Source organism: Sphingopyxis sp. YR583, assembly GCF_900108295.1.
In the GTDB taxonomy this organism is placed as follows: domain Bacteria; phylum Pseudomonadota; class Alphaproteobacteria; order Sphingomonadales; family Sphingomonadaceae; genus Sphingopyxis.
This window is the reverse complement of the sequence record NZ_FNWK01000002.1, coordinates 131,335-149,699: the sequence shown is the minus strand read 5'-3', so window position 1 is coordinate 149,699 and position 18,365 is coordinate 131,335. Positions and strand designations below refer to the sequence as shown.

At 63.4% G+C, this 18,365-nt stretch carries 14 protein-coding genes and 2 tRNA genes; 9 read left to right on the top strand and 7 right to left on the bottom strand.

Translation table 11 applies throughout. The features are described from left to right. Positions 1-11: 11 nt before the first annotated feature. Complete coding sequence (locus tag BLW56_RS12680) at positions 12-1,211, bottom strand: AI-2E family transporter (protein ID WP_256203449.1); 1,200 nt, start codon at positions 1,209-1,211, stop codon at positions 12-14. Between the two features lie 258 nt (positions 1,212-1,469). Here BLW56_RS12680 and BLW56_RS12675 point away from each other — a divergent pair, with 258 nt between their 5' ends. The 4 genes from BLW56_RS12675 to BLW56_RS12660 all read left to right on the top strand — a co-directional run bounded on the left by BLW56_RS12675 (position 1,470) and on the right by BLW56_RS12660 (position 9,193). After that, the gene (locus BLW56_RS12675) at positions 1,470-2,408 is read left to right on the top strand and encodes a DUF11 domain-containing protein (protein WP_256203448.1); all 939 of its coding nucleotides are present in this window, start codon (positions 1,470-1,472) and stop codon (positions 2,406-2,408) included. A gap of 11 nt (positions 2,409-2,419) precedes the next feature. Further along, entirely contained in the window at positions 2,420-2,884 is a 465-nt protein-coding gene (locus tag BLW56_RS12670) for a hypothetical protein (protein WP_256203447.1), read from the top strand. 74 nt (positions 2,885-2,958) lie between these two features. Continuing rightward, positions 2,959-4,038 (top strand): DUF11 domain-containing protein, encoded by a 1,080-nt coding sequence (locus BLW56_RS12665; protein ID WP_093511065.1) that lies wholly within the window; start codon positions 2,959-2,961, stop codon positions 4,036-4,038. A gap of 97 nt (positions 4,039-4,135) precedes the next feature. Continuing rightward, on the top strand, positions 4,136-9,193 hold the full coding sequence (locus BLW56_RS12660) for a hypothetical protein (RefSeq protein WP_256203446.1): 5,058 nt from the start codon (positions 4,136-4,138) through the stop codon (positions 9,191-9,193). 68 nt (positions 9,194-9,261) lie between these two features. Here the strand turns inward: BLW56_RS12660 and BLW56_RS12655 are convergent, their stop codons facing one another. The 4 genes from BLW56_RS12655 to thyA all read right to left on the bottom strand — a co-directional run bounded on the left by BLW56_RS12655 (position 9,262) and on the right by thyA (position 13,900). Next, positions 9,262-10,545, bottom strand: a complete 1,284-nt coding sequence (locus BLW56_RS12655) for a dihydrolipoamide acetyltransferase family protein (RefSeq protein WP_093511063.1) — start codon at positions 10,543-10,545, stop codon at positions 9,262-9,264. Positions 10,546-10,549: 4 nt separating this feature from the next. Further along, positions 10,550-11,554: an alpha-ketoacid dehydrogenase subunit beta gene (locus BLW56_RS12650; RefSeq protein ID WP_093511580.1), complete on the bottom strand. Its 1,005-nt coding sequence runs from the start codon at positions 11,552-11,554 to the stop codon at positions 10,550-10,552. A gap of 20 nt (positions 11,555-11,574) precedes the next feature. Next, positions 11,575-12,870, bottom strand: a complete 1,296-nt coding sequence (locus BLW56_RS12645; RefSeq protein WP_093511062.1) for a 3-methyl-2-oxobutanoate dehydrogenase (2-methylpropanoyl-transferring) subunit alpha — start codon at positions 12,868-12,870, stop codon at positions 11,575-11,577. 94 nt (positions 12,871-12,964) lie between these two features. Next, a complete protein-coding gene (thyA, locus tag BLW56_RS12640; protein ID WP_177175963.1) occupies positions 12,965-13,900 on the bottom strand; it encodes a thymidylate synthase in 936 nt (311 codons plus the stop codon). Positions 13,901-14,054: 154 nt separating this feature from the next. Here thyA and BLW56_RS12635 point away from each other — a divergent pair, with 154 nt between their 5' ends. Next, positions 14,055-14,483, top strand: coding sequence for a JAB domain-containing protein (locus BLW56_RS12635; protein ID WP_256203445.1), 429 nt, complete (start codon positions 14,055-14,057; stop codon positions 14,481-14,483). Between the two features lie 107 nt (positions 14,484-14,590). After that, positions 14,591-14,667: transfer RNA gene (locus BLW56_RS12630), tRNA-Pro, on the top strand. 182 nt (positions 14,668-14,849) lie between these two features. Here BLW56_RS12630 and BLW56_RS12625 read toward each other — a convergent pair. Continuing rightward, a complete protein-coding gene (locus tag BLW56_RS12625; RefSeq protein ID WP_256203444.1) occupies positions 14,850-15,725 on the bottom strand; it encodes an N-formylglutamate amidohydrolase in 876 nt (291 codons plus the stop codon). Positions 15,726-15,865: 140 nt separating this feature from the next. On the opposite strand from BLW56_RS12625, the gene cpdR reads away from it, so the two are divergent. Continuing rightward, on the top strand, positions 15,866-16,243 hold the full coding sequence (gene cpdR, locus BLW56_RS12620; RefSeq protein WP_062180140.1) for a cell cycle two-component system response regulator CpdR: 378 nt from the start codon (positions 15,866-15,868) through the stop codon (positions 16,241-16,243). A gap of 71 nt (positions 16,244-16,314) precedes the next feature. Beyond that, a tRNA-Val gene (locus BLW56_RS12615) sits at positions 16,315-16,389 on the top strand. A 43-nt stretch (positions 16,390-16,432) separates the two neighbouring features. On the opposite strand, the gene BLW56_RS12610 is transcribed toward BLW56_RS12615, so the two are convergent. After that, on the bottom strand, positions 16,433-17,224 hold the full coding sequence (locus tag BLW56_RS12610) for an SDR family oxidoreductase (RefSeq protein ID WP_093511059.1): 792 nt from the start codon (positions 17,222-17,224) through the stop codon (positions 16,433-16,435). A gap of 106 nt (positions 17,225-17,330) precedes the next feature. Between BLW56_RS12610 and BLW56_RS12605 the strand changes: the two genes are divergently transcribed. Further along, positions 17,331-18,200, top strand: coding sequence for an alpha/beta fold hydrolase (locus BLW56_RS12605; protein ID WP_093511058.1), 870 nt, complete (start codon positions 17,331-17,333; stop codon positions 18,198-18,200). Positions 18,201-18,365 lie beyond the last annotated feature (165 nt).

Below are 18,365 nucleotides of genomic sequence, written 5' to 3'. Positions count from 1 at the left end.
GCCCCGACCTGTCAACCGTCGCTTTCATCCTGCGTGCGATTTAATCGATCACGCACGTCGTCGGTGGTGGTCAGCGTGCCATGTTCGAACAGGAAACCTGCGAGATCGGGGGTTCCGGTCGACGCAAGCACGGTCTGCAAAATCAGCAGCAGCGGCACCGCCAGCAGCGCACCCGGAGTGCCCCATATCCATCCCCAGAAGCTCAGCGATACGAGAATCAGCAGCGGATTGATCGTCAGCCGCTTGCCGAGGACCAAAGGCGTGATCAGATTCGCCTCGACGAGATGGACGCCGATGAAAATCAGCGCAGGCAAAAGCGCGAGCCCGACGGCATCGAATGTCATCAGTCCACCGAGCCCGAGCAACACCGCGGCGACGATCGGTCCCAGATAGGGTACGAAATTGCAGATACTGACGATCCCGCCCCACATGAAGGGCGACGGCATGCCAAGCGCCCAAAGCAGGAGCGACACAGTCAGACCGAGAATCGCGTTGATCATCGTGATGGTCGCCAGATAATCGGCGGTCGCATCGACGACATTCTGGATCACGCGCGCGGTTTGCATCGCACCGTCGAAGCTGCCGCGTCGCCGGATCGTGCCCTTTCGCAGCCGCGTCCAACCCGCGAGAAAGAAGAAGATGACGAGTATGGCGAAGAAGAGCTGAATCGCCGCGGCAGGCGCCGATGAGATGAAATAGTCGACGACAGAGGTCGGCGCGGTTGCCGCCACCGCCTGCGCGGTCGCCTCGGTTCCGCTCGCCACCGACATCAGCGTGCGATCGACGAAGCGTTGCAGCGTCGAATAAAAATCAATCAACGGCGCCAGGTTGCTTTGAATGCGGGGAATAGATTCGGGGATTCGCGCGAACCAGCCCGTTGCCGGTACGACAATGATCGCGAGCGCGGCGTTGATGATCGCCAGAAACGTCGCGAGCGCTAGGAAAGACGCGAGTGCCGACGGCACACCTCGCCGTTCCAGCCATTCGAGCAACGGAACCAATGCGATCGCGATAACGATCGCGGCGGTCAGCGGCAGGAAGAATTCGGCACCCGCCTGCAAGGCGAATGGCAGCCCCAGGCAAAAGCTCGCGCCGAGGATCAGCGCAAGCGCGGCAAGGAGCCGGTCGCGGCGAAAATCGTCGATCTCGATCTGGTGCAGCGGATTGACGCGCGACGAACGCACATCCTTGCCGCCCCGCTCGTCCGCCACCCTGCTCTCCTCGTTAACCGGCTCGTCTTACGCGAGCTTTACTTTCCGCGCCAGTCGCCCCGTTTTGCGTCAGATCGCGCGATCCACTGTCCCTATCTGGGTCAAAAGCGCGTCCTTCTTCCTGCTTTTTAACCAGAAATTACCCTTTATCGGCGACGAAAGGCTCCAAGGACCAACCTGTTCGGAGTCAAAGTGATGATGAAAGCGCCTGTGGGGGGCGCGAAGCATCAGCTTCTACCCTCGTGTTCAATTCTCGCCTTGCTGGCCGCGTTCGCGCTGCCGATGCAGGCCGAAGCAGCCGGCACCCGTGCCGGTTCCACCATCAGCAACACCGCGAGCGCGAGTTTCGACACTGGCGGCGGCACGACCACGGTCGATTCGAACCGCGTCGATCTGCTTGTCGACGAACTGCTCGACGTCACGGTCGATTCGAGCAATCCTGCCGACGTTCCGACCACACCGGGCGCAACGGCGCAGGTGCTCACCTTCTCGGTCACCAATAACGGCAACGGCGTCGAGGCCTTTGGGCTCACGACGATCGCGAACGCCGGCGGCGACAATTACGACCCCGTCGTTACGCAAATCTATATCGATAATGGCGACGGCGTTTTCGATGCGAGCACCGACACACTTTATACAGCGGGCGCAAACGACCCCTCGCTCAATCCCGACCAGAGCATCACTGTTTTTGTCCTCGCGACGACACCGGGAACGGTCGTCGATGGAAATCGCGGCATCGTCAGCCTCGTCGCGGCGGCGAAAACGGGCACCGGCGCTCCAGGAACCAGCTTTGCAGGACGGGGCGAAGGCGGCGGCGACGCCGTTGTCGGCTCGACGGGTGCTGACGGTCAGGATGCAGGCGCCTTCATCGTATCTGCAGCGACGGTGACGCTCGTCAAATCGGCCGTCGTCACCAATTCGCTTGGTACGGCCGATCCGGTTCCCGGCGCGATAATCACTTACACAATTGTCGCCACCGTAGCGGGCAGCGGCTCGGTCAGCGGGTTGGCAATCACCGACAATATCCCCGCAGACACCAGCTATGTCCCCGGCTCGATCACGCTCGGCGGCGGCGGCCTGTCAGATGCGGCCGACGCCGATGCGGGCGATTACAACGGCACGCGGATCAACGTTGCGCTCGGCACTGTCGCCGGCGGGCAGACCCGCACCGTCACCTTCCGCACCCGAATTAACTGATGGAGATGCGTATGCGCACCGCTCTTTTGCTTTTGCTCGCCACGCTGATGCCGGGCCAGGCGCTCGCTGCCAACCAGGTTGCGCTCGACAATAATGTGTTCGTCGAACGCGTGTCGACCGATGCCCAGGGCAAGCAGAAGATCCTGCTCGAGGAGCCGAAGGTCGTCGTTCCCGGCGATCGGCTCGTCTTCGTGCTCAACTATCGCAACGCCGGCGCACAGCCAGCCGACAAGTTCGTCATTACCAACCCGATGCCCGCCGCGGTCCGCTTTGCGGACGCGGGCGATAGCAGCCCGCTCGTTTCGGTCGATGGCGGCAAGCAGTGGGGACTGCTTTCCGACCTCAGCATTCCGATGACGGACGGCTCGCGGCGCGCAGCGCAGCCGGCGGACGTCACGCACGTCCGCTGGGCTTTCCAAAAGCCGATCCCTGCAGGCGGAACAGGCAAACTCATGTTTCGGGGAGTCGTCAAATAGCGACTGAATAAAACCGCTTAACGGTTGCCAGCGGTGGGGAAACGGCAACCAGCATAAAGCCCAGGAGCTCAGCTATGACCAGCAAGCTGACGTATATGGGTGTCATCGGTCTGGCGGCGCTTTCGAGCGTCGCCGCCACGCCGGCCTTTGCCGCCGGCACGACCGCGGGCACCACGATCACGAATACCGCTACCGTCGACTATCAGGTCGGTGGCGTCGCACAGGCCCAGCAGCAAGCGGCGAACAATTTCGTCGTCGACCGCAAGATCAACCTCCTCGTCGAAGAGGTCGGTACGGTCACGACCAACGTCGTGCCCGGACAGGCGAATGCCGTCACGACGTTTCAGTTGACGAACACGTCGAACGAAACGCTCGATTTTGCGCTCGTCGCGTCGCAGATCGCGGGCGGCACCGCCGCACACGGCGGCACCGACACGTTCAACGTGAACAACATCCGCATCTATCGTGACAATACCGTCACGGGTACGGTCGGCAGCTGGGATGTCGGCGACACCCTGCTCACCGGTTATGTCGACGAACTCGTCGTCGATACGGCGATTCGCCTGTTCGTTGTCGCAGACATCCCGACGACGCTTGCAGTGCCTGCCGTCGTCAACGGCGCAGTCGCCGGCGTGACCTTGCGTGCCACGGCGCGCGAGGGCGGACTTGCCGGGACACAGGGTGCAGCGATCACTGAAACCACCGGCGCGAACACCGCCGGCAAGGACACCGTCTTCGCCGATATCGCCGGCGCTGCGGGCGATGTCGCGCGCGACGGTTCGCACAGCGACAACGACGACTACACCTTGCAAACGGCGACGCTTGCGGTCAGTAAAAGCAGCCGCGTCATCTCGGATCCGTTCAACAACACAACGAATCCGAAACTGATTCCGGGTGCAGTCGTCGAATATTGCATCGCGGTCTCCAACTCCGGCGGCGCGGCTGCAACGTCGGTCGTGATCACCGATCCGGTTCCGGGCCAGTTGACGTTCAATGCGGGTACGATCCTGCTGGGCGGCACCGTTACGGGCGGAGTGTGCGATTTCAACGGCACCGCCGGCGGCAGTTACGCCGCGCCGAACGTGTCGGGCACGATCGCCTCGATCGCTGCGGGGGCCGCAAGCACCCTCGTTTTCCGCGCGACGGTCAACTGATCGGAAAACCGATGGAGCAGCGGTTGCGGCCCGAAAACCGTCTCCCGCTGCTCCCTTCGGGGCTATTATGGCACTCCGCACGAAATTTTCCGGCCTTGTGACCGCTTTGGTCGCGGCAGCCATGCTGGCTGCGGCAAACCCGGCGCACGCACAAGTGATCACGAACACGGCTTCGGCGCAGTGGACGCATGACGGGCAGCCCGGTCAGGCGCTGTCGAATCGCGTCGATGTGACGGTGACGGCGCGCCCGCCCGAGCGGCCGACGATCACCACCTATCGCCTGACCAACGGCGGCGGCAACAAATCGGTAGCACTCGCGCCCACACAATGCAGCCGCCCGGCGGCACGTAGCGCGACCAGCACGATCGATCTCGGCGGCGTCTATGAAGGCATCTCGACCGCGCCGGCGTCGCTGCAATCCACCAGCAATTTCCGGGTCGGCGAAGTGCTGGTCGTCGGGGTCACGCTCGCATCGGCCAACGTCGATCCGCAGGCGCGTGACACCCTGCCCGTCATACTCGAACTCGAAAATGGCGACCGCGAGGCGATCACGCTGACCGAGACCGCAAACAACAGCGGCGAGTTCGTGGGTATCATCAACACCATCGGCGTCCCGCCTGCTGTCGTGCAGGGCGATTGCCGCCTGTCGGTCAATCCGGGTGCGCCGTTGACGCTGCGCGTGACCGACCAGGCGAATGCCAGCCTTGTCGCACTCGCGACAATCGACTTCCTCGTCGACCCCTTCGGCATCGTGTTCGACAGCGGCGACGGTGCGCCCGTCGCGGGGAGCCGCGTTACGCTCGTCGATGCAGCGACCGGCCAGCCCGCGCAGGTATTCGGCGACGACGGCGTGTCGGCCTATCCGTCGAGCGTGATCACCGGGCAGCCCGTCACCGACGCTGGCGGCACGACCTACAGCTTCCCGCCGGGCGACTATCGTTTCCCGTTCGTTGCGCCGGGGACCTACCGGCTGATCGTCTCGCCGCCCGCCCCCTATACCGCACCGTCGACGTCGAGCCCGGCCGCGCTCGCCGGCCTCCGCCGCCCAGACGACGGCCAGCCGTTCGAGATCACGGGCGCCAGCTATGGCAATCCGTTCACGCTGAGCAGCCCCGCGCCCGTCCGCGTCGATATTCCCGTCGACCAGCCCGGCTTGCCGCTGATCCTGCGCAAGACGACCTCGACGCAGGTCGCGGTGCCCGGCGATGTCATCCAGTATCGCATCGAGGTCGCGAACCGCGACACGCGCCGCAACACCGGCGCGGTGACGGTGCGCGACGTACTGCCCGCCGGCATGCGGCTACGCGCCGATACCGTCCGCGTCGATGGCGTGCGCACCGACGCCGTTGTCGCAGCGAACGGCCGCGAGTTCGCCGTCACCCTGCCCGGCATTGCGGCATCGCGTTCGGCGCTGCTCACCTATCTGGCCGAAGTCATCGTATCGGCGCAGCCGGGCAACGCGCTCAACCGCGCCACCGCCACCGACAATCGCGGCTCGACCAGCAATATCGCCGAAGCGACGATTTCGATCAAACGCGACCAGCTCGGCGACCGCATGACGATCATCGGCCGCATCACCGACGGCGGCTGCAACGTCGATCCGGGCAAGGCCGACGGCGTCATGGGCGTCCGCGTGATGCTGCAGGATGGCAGCTACACCGTCACCGATGAGGATGGCCGCTATCATTTCGAGGGTGTGCGCCCCGGCCTGCACGTCGTTCAGATCGACCCGTCGACGCTCCCACTGGATCGCGAAGCCATCGACTGCGCCCGCTCGACGCAAAGCGCCGGCAGCCCGATTTCGCGTTTTGTCGAAGGTCGCGGCGGCGCCCTGAAGCGCGCCGACTTCCGCGCCGTTGCCAGCGCGCCGCGCGCCGCGCCGAACAAAGTCGCAATCGAAGCGCCCAAGGTGCTGAGCGACCCCGACGCGGCCGGCTCCGGTCGCGATTGGGTCGCAGGCGAAGCACCCGGCATCGGCTGGCTGTTCCCCACCACCGACCACAATCCGCGCGCCAAGGCGATCCGCGCCGCGGTGAAGCACGCCCCGGGGCAAAAGGTGTCGCTCCGCGTCAACGGCAAGCCCGCCGATCCCCTGACCTTCGAAGGCGTCAGCAAGTCGGCCGACGGCAGCGTCGTGGTCAGCCTGTGGCGCGGCCTTGAAATCCGCGAGGGCGAAAACCGCCTCGTCGCCGAGGTGAAGGATGCAGGCGGATCCGTCGTCGAAACGCTCGAGCGCAATGTTCATTATTCGATCACCCCGATGCGCGCATCGCTGATCCGCGAAAAGTCGGTGCTCGTCGCCGACGGCGTGACGCGCCCGGTGATCGCGGTGCGCCTGACCGACCGCGACGGCAAGCCGATCCGCGCCGGCCTGACGGGCGAATTCAACGTTCCCACGCCTTATTATCCGGCAGTCGAAGCCGATGCGCAGCAGGCACGCCAGCTCGCGGGCCTCGAACGCGCACAACCGGTGTGGAAGATCGACGGCGACGATGGCGTGGCCTATATCGAGCTCGAACCGACCACCGCGTCGGGCACGCTCGCGATGGATTTCACCTTCCGCGACGACAAGGTGACGCGCAAGCAGACGATCGAAACTTGGCTCGACCCGGGCAATCGTCCATGGACCGTCGTAGGCTTTGCCGCAGGCACGCTGGGTTACAACACGCTCGACGACCGGATGGAGCCGGTGGCGGAGACGACGGGCGATCTCAACGCCGATGCCCGCCTTGCGCTCTATGCCAAGGGCCGTGTGCGCGGAAAATGGCTGATGACGCTGGCCTATGACAGCGACAAGGACAAGGACGACGCCCGGTTCGGCGGCGTGATCGATCCGCGCGCCTATTATACCATCTACGCCGATCGCAACGAGACGCGCTATGACGCCGCCTCGGTGCGCAAGCTCTACATCCGCCTCGAACGCCCGCAATTCTATGCGATGTTCGGCGATATCGAGACTGGGATCTCCGAACCCGAACTCGCACGTTACCAACGCGCGCTTAACGGCGGCAAGGCCGAGTATCGCGGCCGCAATGTCGCGGCGACCGCCTTCGTCGCCGACACACCCTATCGCTTCCGCCGCGACGAGATTCAGGGCAACGGCCTGACGGGTCCGTACCAGCTCGGTGCAAAGGATATCCTGCCGAACAGCGAGCGCATCACGATCGAGACGCGCAACCGGCTGCACAGCGAACGCATCGTCGACAGCGTCAGCCTGTCGCGCCACGTCGATTACGATATCGATTATCTGTCGGGAACGATCCGCTTCCGCGAGCCGGTGCTCAGCCGCTCCTCGAACCTCGATCCGCAGTTCATCGTCGCCGAATATGAGGTCGATGGTGTCGGTCACCGTGTGCTCAACGCCGGCGGCCGCGTCAGCTATCAGTCGAATGACGAGAAATTGCGCGTCGGCGCGACCTTCATCCATGACGAGGACGGCAACGCCAAGACGAACCTCGGCGGCGTCGATGCGCGCTATCGCCCGACGATCGAGACCGAGGTCCGCGCCGAACTCGCGGTCAGCGATGCCAAGGCAACGAACGGCAGCACGACCGCCGACGGCACCGCCAAGGCATGGCTGATCGAGGCCGAGCATCACAGCAGCAACGCCGACTTCCTCGCCTATGTTCGCGAACGCGAAGCGGGTTTCGGTACCGGTCAGCTCAACAGCAGCGAGAATGGCACGCGCAAATTCGGTTTCGATGCGCGGTTCAAAGCCAGCCGCAACCTCTCGGTGACCGGCAGTGCGTGGCAGGAGGACTATCTCGACACCAATGCCCGCCGCCGTGCCGCCCGTGCGCTGGTCGAATATGACAATGGCATCAGCGTCGCGCGCGCCGGGCTGACCCACGCCGACGACCGCCTGACCGACGGCAGCCGCAACCGCTCGAACATCGTCCAGCTCGGCGCGACGCAGCGGCTCTTCAATAAACGGCTTGAACTTGACGCGCAGACCGAATTTGCGCTCGGTGGCAAGGATGCGAGCATCGATTTCCCGACCCGCCATCGTCTCGGCGCCCGCTACGCGATCAACCGCGACGTCAATCTGGTCGGCAGCTACGAGATTGCCGACGGCGACACGATCAAGGCGCGCACCGCGCGGCTTGGCTTCGACCTCACACCCTGGTCCGGCGCGCGCCTGCTCGCGACCGCAAACCAACAGGAGATCGGCGAATATGGTCCGCGCAGCTTTGCCGCCTATGGTCTGTCGCAATCGCTGAAGCTCGGCGAACGCTGGTCGGTCGATGTGTCGGTCGACGGCAATCGCACCATCGGCGGCGTCCGCGCGGGCGACGTACTCAACACCGAGCATCCGGTGGCTTCGGGCGGCTTTTTAGGCGGCAATGGCACGCTGACCGAAGATTTCCTCGCGATCAGCACCGGCGCCACTTATCGCGCCGACCGCTGGACACTGACCGGTCGCGCCGAATATCGCAATGGCGAAATCGCCAACCGTTACGGCCTGACGCTCGGCGGCCTCCGCCAGCTTGGCGAAGGGCGGGCGCTCGGCGCACTCTTCACCTATGCGAAGGCAAGCGGCAGCGGTACGACGCCAACGACCGAGGTCATCAACTTCGAGATGAGCTGGGCGCACCGTCCCGCCGATTCGCGAGTATCATGGCTCAACAAAAGCGAATTTCGTTCGGACAAGGTTCGCGATGCGATAGCGGGTCAGGCTGGCCCGATCGGCGGCACGCTGACGATCGACGGCGACGCGACGAGCCGCCGCCTGCTCAACAGCCTGTCGGTGAACTGGACACCGCTTGGCGATCGCGGTTTCGGCAAGGGTTGGTATGAACGCGCCGAGATCGGCCTCTTCTGGGGCACGCGCTACAATTTCGACCGCTTCGGCGTAGACGACGTAAAGGGTTGGTCGAACCTGATCGGCGCAGACGTCCGTTTCAACCTCGGCGAGCATGTCGACGTCGGCGCGTCGGGCACCGTGCGCGTCGGCACTGACGCCGATACGGTGAGCTGGGCGGGCGGCCCGACGGTGACGCTGGCGCCGATGACCAACGCGAACATCACCTTCGGCTATAATTTCGCGGGCTTCCACGATCGCGATTTCGAGGACGCACGCTTCTCGCGCTCGGGCGCCTATGTGACCTTCAAACTGAAGTTCGACCAGACGAGTTTCGCGGGGCTCGGGCTGTAAGCCCGCCGCGCAGATAGCGAAGCTATCCGGGGCGAGCGTCCACTGCCCCGGATAGCTTCGTATCTATGTCAGTCCGCGAACAGCAGAACCGGCGTTTCGATCAGCTTCTTCAGCGCTTGCACATAGCTCGCAGCGTCCCAGCCATCGACGACGCGGTGATCGCAGCTGATCGACAGGTTCATCAGCTTTGCCCTGCGGATATCGTCTCCGTCGAAGACGGGGCGTTCGACGATCTTGTTCGGACCGATGATCGCCACCTCGGGACGATTGATCACCGGAGTCGTCGCGATACCGCCGAGCGGGCCGAGCGACGTCACCGTCAACGTGCCGCCCGTCAGTTCCTCGACCTTCGCCTTGCCCGTGCGCGCGGCTTCGGCAAGACGCGTGATCTCGCTAGCGAGCTGCCACACATTCTTGTCCTGCGCGTCGCGGATAACCGGAACCATCAGCCCCGCGTCGGTCTGCGTCGCCATGCCAAGATGCACCGCACCATAACGCGTCACGACGCCGCCTTCGTCGTCGTAGCGCGCGTTGATCATCGGGAATTGCGGAATGGTACGGCAGATCGCGACAATCAGGAACGGCAGCATCGTCAGCTTCGGACGGCCGCCGCGATTGGCGTTCAAATCGGCACGCATTTCTTCAAGCGCGGTGACGTCCATTTCCTCGACATAGGTGAAGTGCGGGATCGCGCGCTTCGATGCCGCCATATTCTCCGCGATCTTGCGGCGCATGCCGATGACCTTGATCGGCTCGTCGGCGCGGGCACGGCTGGCGCCGGGCGCGTGATAGCCCTGCCCGCCGCTGTAGCGGAGGAAGGCGTCGAGGTCGGCGTGGCGGATGCGGTCGCCTTCGGCCTGAACCTGGCCGAGATCGACACCGAGGTCCTTGGCGCGCGCACGGACGGCGGGCGATGCGAGCACAGCGCGGCTTTGATCTGGAGCGGTGACCGCTGCGGAGGCCGGTGCCGGAGCGGGCGTCGGCGCGGGAACCGCAACGGGCGCAGACGCAGCGACCTCGGCCACCGAGATTTCCTCGGCGCCCGGCGTTTCCGCGACGATTTCCTGCTCGACCGGCGTGTCCGCGGGCGGCGCTTCGACATCGCCGTCGCCATCGGTCTCGATCACCGCCAGCGTCGAGCCGATCGGGATCAGGTCGCCGACCTCGCCCGCGAGTTCGACGACGATCCCCGAAACGGGCGATTCCATTTCGACGGTCGCCTTGTCGGTCATCATGTCGGCAAGCTGCGCGTCTTCCTCGACGCGCTCGCCGATCTTGACGTGCCAGGCGACGATTTCGGCCTCGGCAATGCCTTCGCCGATGTCGGGCAGACGGAATGAATAACGGGCCATGGCGTCAGTCCTTCAAAATCTTGGTCAGCGCGGTCGCGATGCGCACCGGGCCGGGGAAATAGGCCCATTCGAGGCTATGCGGATAAGGCGTGTCGAAGCCGGTAACGCGTTCGATGGGTGCCTCGAGATGGTAGAAGCAGCGTTCCTGCACCAGCGCCGCGAGTTCAGCGCCAAAGCCCGAGGTGCGCGTCGCTTCGTGGATGATCAGGCAGCGGCCGGTCTTTTTCACCGACGTCTCGATCGCGTCGATATCGAGCGGCAGCAGCGTGCGCAGGTCGATAATTTCCGCATCGACGGCCATTTCCTCGACGATGGTCTTCGTCACATGGACCATCGTGCCATAGGCTAGGATCGTCAGCGCCTCGCCCGAACGCACCGTCGCGGCCTTGCCGAGTTCGATGCGGTAATGCCCCTCGGGCACCGCGCTCGCCTCATGCTTCGACCAGGGCTCGACCGGGCGATCATAATAGCCGCTGAACGGGCCGTTGTAGATGCGCTTGGGCTCGAGGAAGACGACGGGGTCGTTGTCCTCGATCGCCGCGATCAGCAGACCCTTGGCATCATAGGGGTTCGACGGGATCACCGTCTTCACGCCGCAGATGTGCGTCATGATGCTTTCGGGCGACTGGCTATGCGTCTGGCCGCCGAAGATACCACCACCGAACGGCGTGCGCACCGTCATCGGACAGATGAAGTCCGCCGCCGAACGATAGCGCAGGCGCGCCGCTTCGCTGACGAGTTGATCGAGCCCCGGATAGATATAGTCGGCGAACTGGATTTCGGGGACCGGGCGCAGGCCATAGGCGCCCATGCCGACCGCGACGCCGATGATGCCACATTCGTTGATCGGCGTGTCGAACACGCGCGTCTTGCCATGCTTCTTCTGAAGGCCGGCGGTCGCGCGGAACACACCGCCGAAAAAGCCGACGTCTTCACCCATCACGACGGTGTTGGGATCGCGTTCGAGCATGACGTCCATGGCGCTGTTGATCGCCTCGATCATGTTCATGGTTTTCACATCGCCGCTCATCATTCGGGCTTCCAGTTGGGGCCGAACTTGGCCTCTTGCTCGGCGAGCATCTGCGCGCATTGTTCTTTGAGGTGCCAAGGCAACTCTTCGAACACGTCGTCGAACATCGTCTCGAACGGTTGGTGCATGCCGTGGCCGAGGATACCGAGCTTCTCCGACTGTTTCTGGGTCGTCTTCACCAGATCGTCGAGTTCCTTCGCCTGCGCCTCGTGGCGTTCGGCATCCCATTCGCCGAGCGCCTCGAGGTGCTGGCGCAGCCGCGCGATCGGGTCCCCAAGCGGCCAGGCGGTCGCCTCATCGGCGGGGCGGTAAGCGCTCGGGTCGTCCGAGGTGCTGTGCCCCTCACTGCGATAGGTGAAATGTTCGATCAGCGTCGGGCCGTTGTTCGTGCGGGCGCGATCGGCCGCCCACTGCGTTGCGGCATAAACCGCAAGCGGGTCGTTGCCGTCGATGCGTAAGCCGGCAATGCCGTAACCCACCGCGCGCGCCGCGAACGTCGTGCGCTCGCCGCCGGCAAAGCCCGAGAAGCTCGAGATCGCCCACTGGTTGTTCACGACGTTGAAGATGACCGGCGCGTTATAGACGGTCGCAAAGGTCAGCGCCGAGTGAAAGTCGCCTTCCGCCGACGAGCCTTCGCCGCACCATACGGTCGCGATGCGGCTGTCGCCCTTCGATGCCGACGCCATCGCCCAGCCCACGGCCTGCGGATATTGAGTCGCGAGGTTGCCCGACACGCTGAAGAATCCGTGCTCGGGCGCCGAATACATGATCGGCAGCTGGCGGCCGAGCAGATGGTCGCCGCGGTTCGAGTAAATCTGGTTCATCATCTGGATCAGCGGGTAATCGCGCGTGATCAGGATGCCCTGCTGGCGATAGCTCGGGAACACCATGTCGGTGCGGTCAAGCGCCATCGTCGATGCAACCGAGGTTGCCTCTTCGCCGGTGCACTTCATATAGAAACTGGTCTTGCCCTGCCGCTGTGCCCGAAACATGCGGTCGTCGAACGCGCGGGTCAGCATCATGTTGCGGAGCATCGTCCGCAGCCGCTCGGGCGACAGCTTCGGATCCCACTGCCCCTTCGCCTGCCCGTCGAAATCGAGCACGCGGACGAGGCCATAGCTCAGCTCGCGCATCGCGTCGGGCTTGGTCGCTTCGCTCGGGCGCGGGGTCGCTTCGACCGCGGGAACTTCGATATCGCCAAAGTCCGGAGTATCGCCGGGGCGATAACGCGGTTCGGGGATATGAAGCGACAGCGGCGGCAAATTGCTCGCCGGGCGCTGAGGCGTCTCAGGCATATCTTCTTCCCTTTGAAGGCGCGAATCGGCGCCTAGTTATATTTCAACGTGACGACATAATATTACAGTCGCCATACGAATGCAATGATGGCGCTCAGACCGCGACAGGCGCGGAAATATGCGCTTGCGGCGCATATTCCTCGACTGCGAAATCCTCGAACCGATAGTCAAAAATGCTCGAAGGGCGACGAAGGATGCGTAGCTTCGGCGCCCCGCCCGGAACACGCGACAGCTGCTGTTCGACCAGTTCGGCGTGGTTCAGATACAGATGCACATCGCCGCCGGTCCAGACGAGTTCATGCGCATGAAGCCCCGCCTGCTCGGCGACCATTCGCGTGAGCAGTGCCGCTTCGAAGACGTTGAAGGCGAAGCCCAAGCCCAAGTCGCACGAGCGCTGGAACAGAAGACACGACAAACCGCCATCGCTGCGAACATGAAACTGATAGGTCATGTGACATGGTGGCAAGGCCATGCGGTCAAGGTCGGCGACATTCCAACCCGTGAAGATATGTCGCCGCGACCCCGGGTTGTTTTTCAGTGAATCGATCAGCGCAGCAATCTGGTTGTGCCCCCGCTCCGCGCGGCGAAAAAGCCCCTCACCCGCCGCCTCATAGCGCGGCCAGTTCACCCATTGATGTCCATAGACGGGGCCAAGATCGCCCCACTTCGCTGCGAAATCTTCATCCGCGACGATGCGCGCCTCGAAATCCTCCGCGCTGATCTGGTCGTCGGTCGCGCGGCGATATTTGTCGAGCGGCCAGTCGGTCCAGATCTTCACACCTTGCGAAACGAGCGACCGGATATTGGTGTCGCCGGTCAGGAACCAGAGCAACTCGCGCAATGCGGTCTTCCAATAGACGCGCTTGGTCGTGAGCAACGGGATCGCATCGTCCTGCAGCGAGAATCGCATCGTCTCGCCGAACAGAGAGCGCGTACCAACTCCGGTCCGGTCGACTCGTTCGTCGCCCTCGACCCAGATACGCCGCATCAGGTCCAGATATTGCAGTTCATAATGGATGGAATCAGACAAGGCTCAGCTCCCGGTTTTGCCTTCCGGTGCTAGGCCTCGCGCCGCAACGCGACAAGGGAGCAACGGGAAACACAAGCTGCCCGGCAGCACAAAGCCTCCGATGCGGGGCAGTCGGATGTTGGGAATCGCCTACGCTTTGAGCATGGAAAAAAGGATGGCCCTGTTCGAACCCGTCGGCGAAGTGCCGTCCCCGTCGGCAGCGGCCGGCTTCGTGCCGTGCCAGCTTGAGGACGATTTCGCGCAACTGCTGCTGCGCCCGTTGTTCGACAACGAACGTGAAACCCTGCTTCTTGCTGCGTTCGACCCCTTCGAACGCCTTGTCCGCCTCAAACACGTCGAAGGCGACATGACCGGCCGTTGCGTCATCACCCCGCATTGCTGGCGCGCTTTGCTGGACAGCAGCATTGCGGCGGTCCTCATGGCGCACAACCACCCGTCCGACATGCCATGGCCAAGCGATGCCGATATCGCCGCGACGCATGACGCCGCATTTTTCCTGCGCACCGCGGGCATCGATCTGGTCGATCATCTGATTTTCGTCGCGGGCGGTCATTTCAGTTTTCGAACTGCCGAAATGCTCTAGTTCCAGCAATCATCTTCAATGTGCCGATTGGCGCTTGAAGTTCGCAGATTGCACGTCTAGAGGACCGCCCTGCCTTCGCGGCGACCCCGGTCGGCGCGCAGATCGGTCGGGGAGTAGCTCAGCCTGGTAGAGCACTGTCTTCGGGAGGCAGGGGCCGGAGGTTCGAATCCTCTCTCCCCGACCAATTTCCTGCATATTGCAGATTCTGCATCGTCCCTTCTTGTAAGTCGGCGAAGAAACCCCTAAATTCAAACTACGCCGCCGTGGTTTTCCCCCTTTCCATCGCGGCGAGTGTCCCGCCATCTTTGGCGCGGATGCGTCCTCCCTGGACCCTGGCCACCTCGTACTTCGGTACGAGGTGGTTTTTTATTCAGCGGCTTGGGGAAATATTTCGGTGTCGGGCCGCATCTGGCCCAGATCCTTCACAAGTTCGGCAAACCAGCGCGCCAACCGGGCGACACGCGCCGAATCCGGCGATCGATCCGGCATCAGATAAAGGCAACGGTCGATTTCGATCTGCACCGCATGGACGCCGTCACCCGGCCGTCCGTGCGTGCGAATGATATGACCGCCGGCATAGGGCTGGTTGCGGGTCACGACTTCGCCCAAGCACCTCGCAGACATCATCACGCGATCGATCAGCCATGTCCCGGCGGTTTCGCCAAAGCGATCGCCGATTACGATTCGTGCACCACATCCCGGCTGCGTCACGGGAATCGATGGCATGGAATGCAGGTCGATCAGAATCGAATAGCCGAAACGGTTGCGCGCGCTTTTCAAGGCCTCGGCCAGCGCGGCGTGATACGGCCGATGGAATGATTCGAGCCGCCAATGAAGGCCGGCGCCGTCGATCGGCCGCTTCCACAGGGGCCCACAATCGGCAAGCCGCGTCGGTACAACGCCGAGCCCGGCGCGTTCCTTGCGCCCCGGCACGGAAAATTGGGCCCGCAACGGCATCGCAACCTCTCCGGGGGCCATCTGCCCCTCGCCGCGGTTGAGGTCTGCAACCGCGCGTGCCCATAGTGCTTGCACGACCGTAGCTCCCGCACCGGTTGCTTCGGCCGCGATCAGGTCGCTCCATGCATCTTCGAGGCGCTCGAGCTGCCCTTGTTCGACTCGCGCCGCATCGAGAATGTCCGGAGGATAGATTCGTCCGGCATGGGGCACGGACACGATCACCGGCCCACTCACCGCGGGCCGGTTGACAGCGAAAGCGGCAGACGGGATGCTACGCAGCGACATGAGGCATGGGTGGCAAAAAAAGCGGGCCGAATCCAGCGCCGCACGTCAATTTGTTAAATCTCTGACGCTATGCATAACATGACAGAGGGTGTCGCCGACCGGAACCGGCTGCGCCAAAGGACCAGGGAACCGATTTCAACATGATTCGCATTTTGCTGGCGGAAGATGATGATGTGATGCGCGAATATCTGGCGCGCGCGCTCACGAGCGCCGGCTATCATGTCACCGCCGTCGATCGCGGCACCGCTGCCGTTCCCTACATCGATTCGGGAACCTTCGACCTCTTGCTGTCGGATATCGTGATGCCCGAGATGGACGGGATCGAACTCGCTCAGCACACCGCCAAGGCGGCACCGCAGACGCAGGTGATGTTCATCACCGGTTTTGCAGCGGTTTCGCTGCGCGCCGAGGAAAATGTTCCGCAAGCAAAGCTGCTCTCGAAGCCGTTCCACCTCAAGGATCTGGTGCGTGAAGTCGATAACATGTTCGGCCGCGCCGACCGTTCGAGCCAACAATAACGACGCGACGTTGCGCGAAGGGCTTGCCAAGTCGCGCAGAGGCATTTAGGGGGCGCGTCACCCCAAGGGATGGGCGTGTAGCTCAGTGGTAGAGCACTGTGTTGACATCGCAGGGGTCGCAAGTTCAATCCTTGCCACGCCCACCATTAAAAACGCCGCCACCCCAACGGGTTGGCGGCGTTTTTGCTTTCAGGCCATTCCCTTCGCCAGATCGCCGCGCGACGCATCGCCGATCTGGCTTCCGCCGTCGCAGTCAAGGATCGTTCCGGTAATATAGCCGGCGGCGGGTGAGCACAGGAACACCGCCGATTCGGCGACCTCCTCAATCTCGCCCCAACGCTTCATCGCGATGCGGTCGAAATGCGACTGGCGCGTTGCAGCGTCGGGCGCGAGACGCGCCATGCCCTCGGTTCCCGCGATCGGCCCCGGCGAGATGCCGTTGACGCGCACCTCGGGGCCCCATTCGAGCGCGAGCACCCGGATCAACTGATTGATCCCGGCCTTCGCCGCGCAGGCGTGCGCCTGCAGCGCAGAGGCGTTAATCGCCTGCCCCGCAGTGATCGCAATCAACGATGCGCCCGGGCGGTTGAGCAGATCATGGCAACCGCGGAATACGTTGAATGTGCCGTTGAGGTCGATATCGACCACGGTGCGAAATGCATTTGCCGACATGCCGAGGACCGGCGCGAGGAAATTTCCCGCCGCACCAGAGATAACGATGTCCATCGGACCGAATTTTTCGACGACCGTCTCCATCACGCCGCGAATCGCAGCATAGTCACGCACATCGCCGGACAAGCCGATCGCATCATGTCCGATTTCGGCGGCGGCGCGCTGCGCCTTGTCAGGGTCGCGGCCGGCCACCGCAACCTTCGCGCCAAGTTCGGCAAAGCGTTTTGCTATGCCGAGACTGATACCGCTCGTGCCTCCGGCGACGAAGGCCGTCTTGCCGACCAGCAGATTATCGCGAAATGTTGTCATGCTATTCTCCCTTATCTTGTCTTTGAAGGCCAGTGATGCCGATGCGGGGTTGACGGATCGAAACCAGTCGCCTTTTGAAACTGGACCAGACAGCAAGGATGATCCGATGGCAAGTGCCGGTCCCACCTCGAATAGCTTCGTCTCGCAGCGGTTGAAGCTTCACTATGTGGACTGGGGCAATCGCGGCGCACCGCCGCTGCTGTTGGTGCACGGCGGACGCGACCATTGTCGCAACTGGGACTGGGTCGCCGAAAAGCTGCAGGATCGCTATCACATCATCGCCCCCGACCTGCGTGGTCACGGCGACAGTGCCTGGTCGCCCGACGGCAACTACGCCATGGACACTTTTGTCTATGACCTGGCGCAGCTGATCCATCAGCTCGATCTTGGGCCGCTGTCGATCGTGGCGCACTCGATGGGCGGCAATATCGCGCTGCGCTATACCGGCCTCTATCCCGAAAACGTCCGCAAGCTTGTGGCGATAGAGGGACTTGGTCCCTCGCCCAAGGTGATCGCCGAACGGGCAAAGACCGGCTATGCCGAACGCTTTCGCAAATGGATCGACGACAAACGTCAGGCTGCGGGGCGTACGCCTCGCCGTTATGCAACCCTAGAGGATGCGCTGGCGCGCATGATGGGCGAGAATAGCTACCTGACCGAAACGCAGGCGCGTCACCTGACCATCCACGGCATCAGCCGCAATGAGGACGGCACGTGGAGCTGGAAATTCGACAATTACCTCAATGTCTGGCCGGCGTTCGATATGCCGCAGGACGACATCGCCGCACTGTGGGGCGCGATCACATGCCCCACGCTGCTGCTCTATGGCGCCAACAGCTGGGCGTCGAACCCCGAGAGGGACGGTCGGCTTGAACATTTCAAAACCGCCGAAGTGATCGAGTTCGAGAATGCCGGCCACTGGCTGCATCACGACCAGTTCGACCGGTTCATGTCCACGCTAGACGAATTCCTCTAAAAGCATTGCCGGCTGCGCGCTACGGCGCGCGACAAGAGGCGGCGCGATGGCCTATACGGGGCAGATTACGGGGCGGCAGAGGATCGCGTCTGGGAGCGGGGCGTTGCTCGCCGTCGTTGCGGTCGGGCTCGGCCTGGCCAGCGGCCTTGATTTGGATATCGTTCG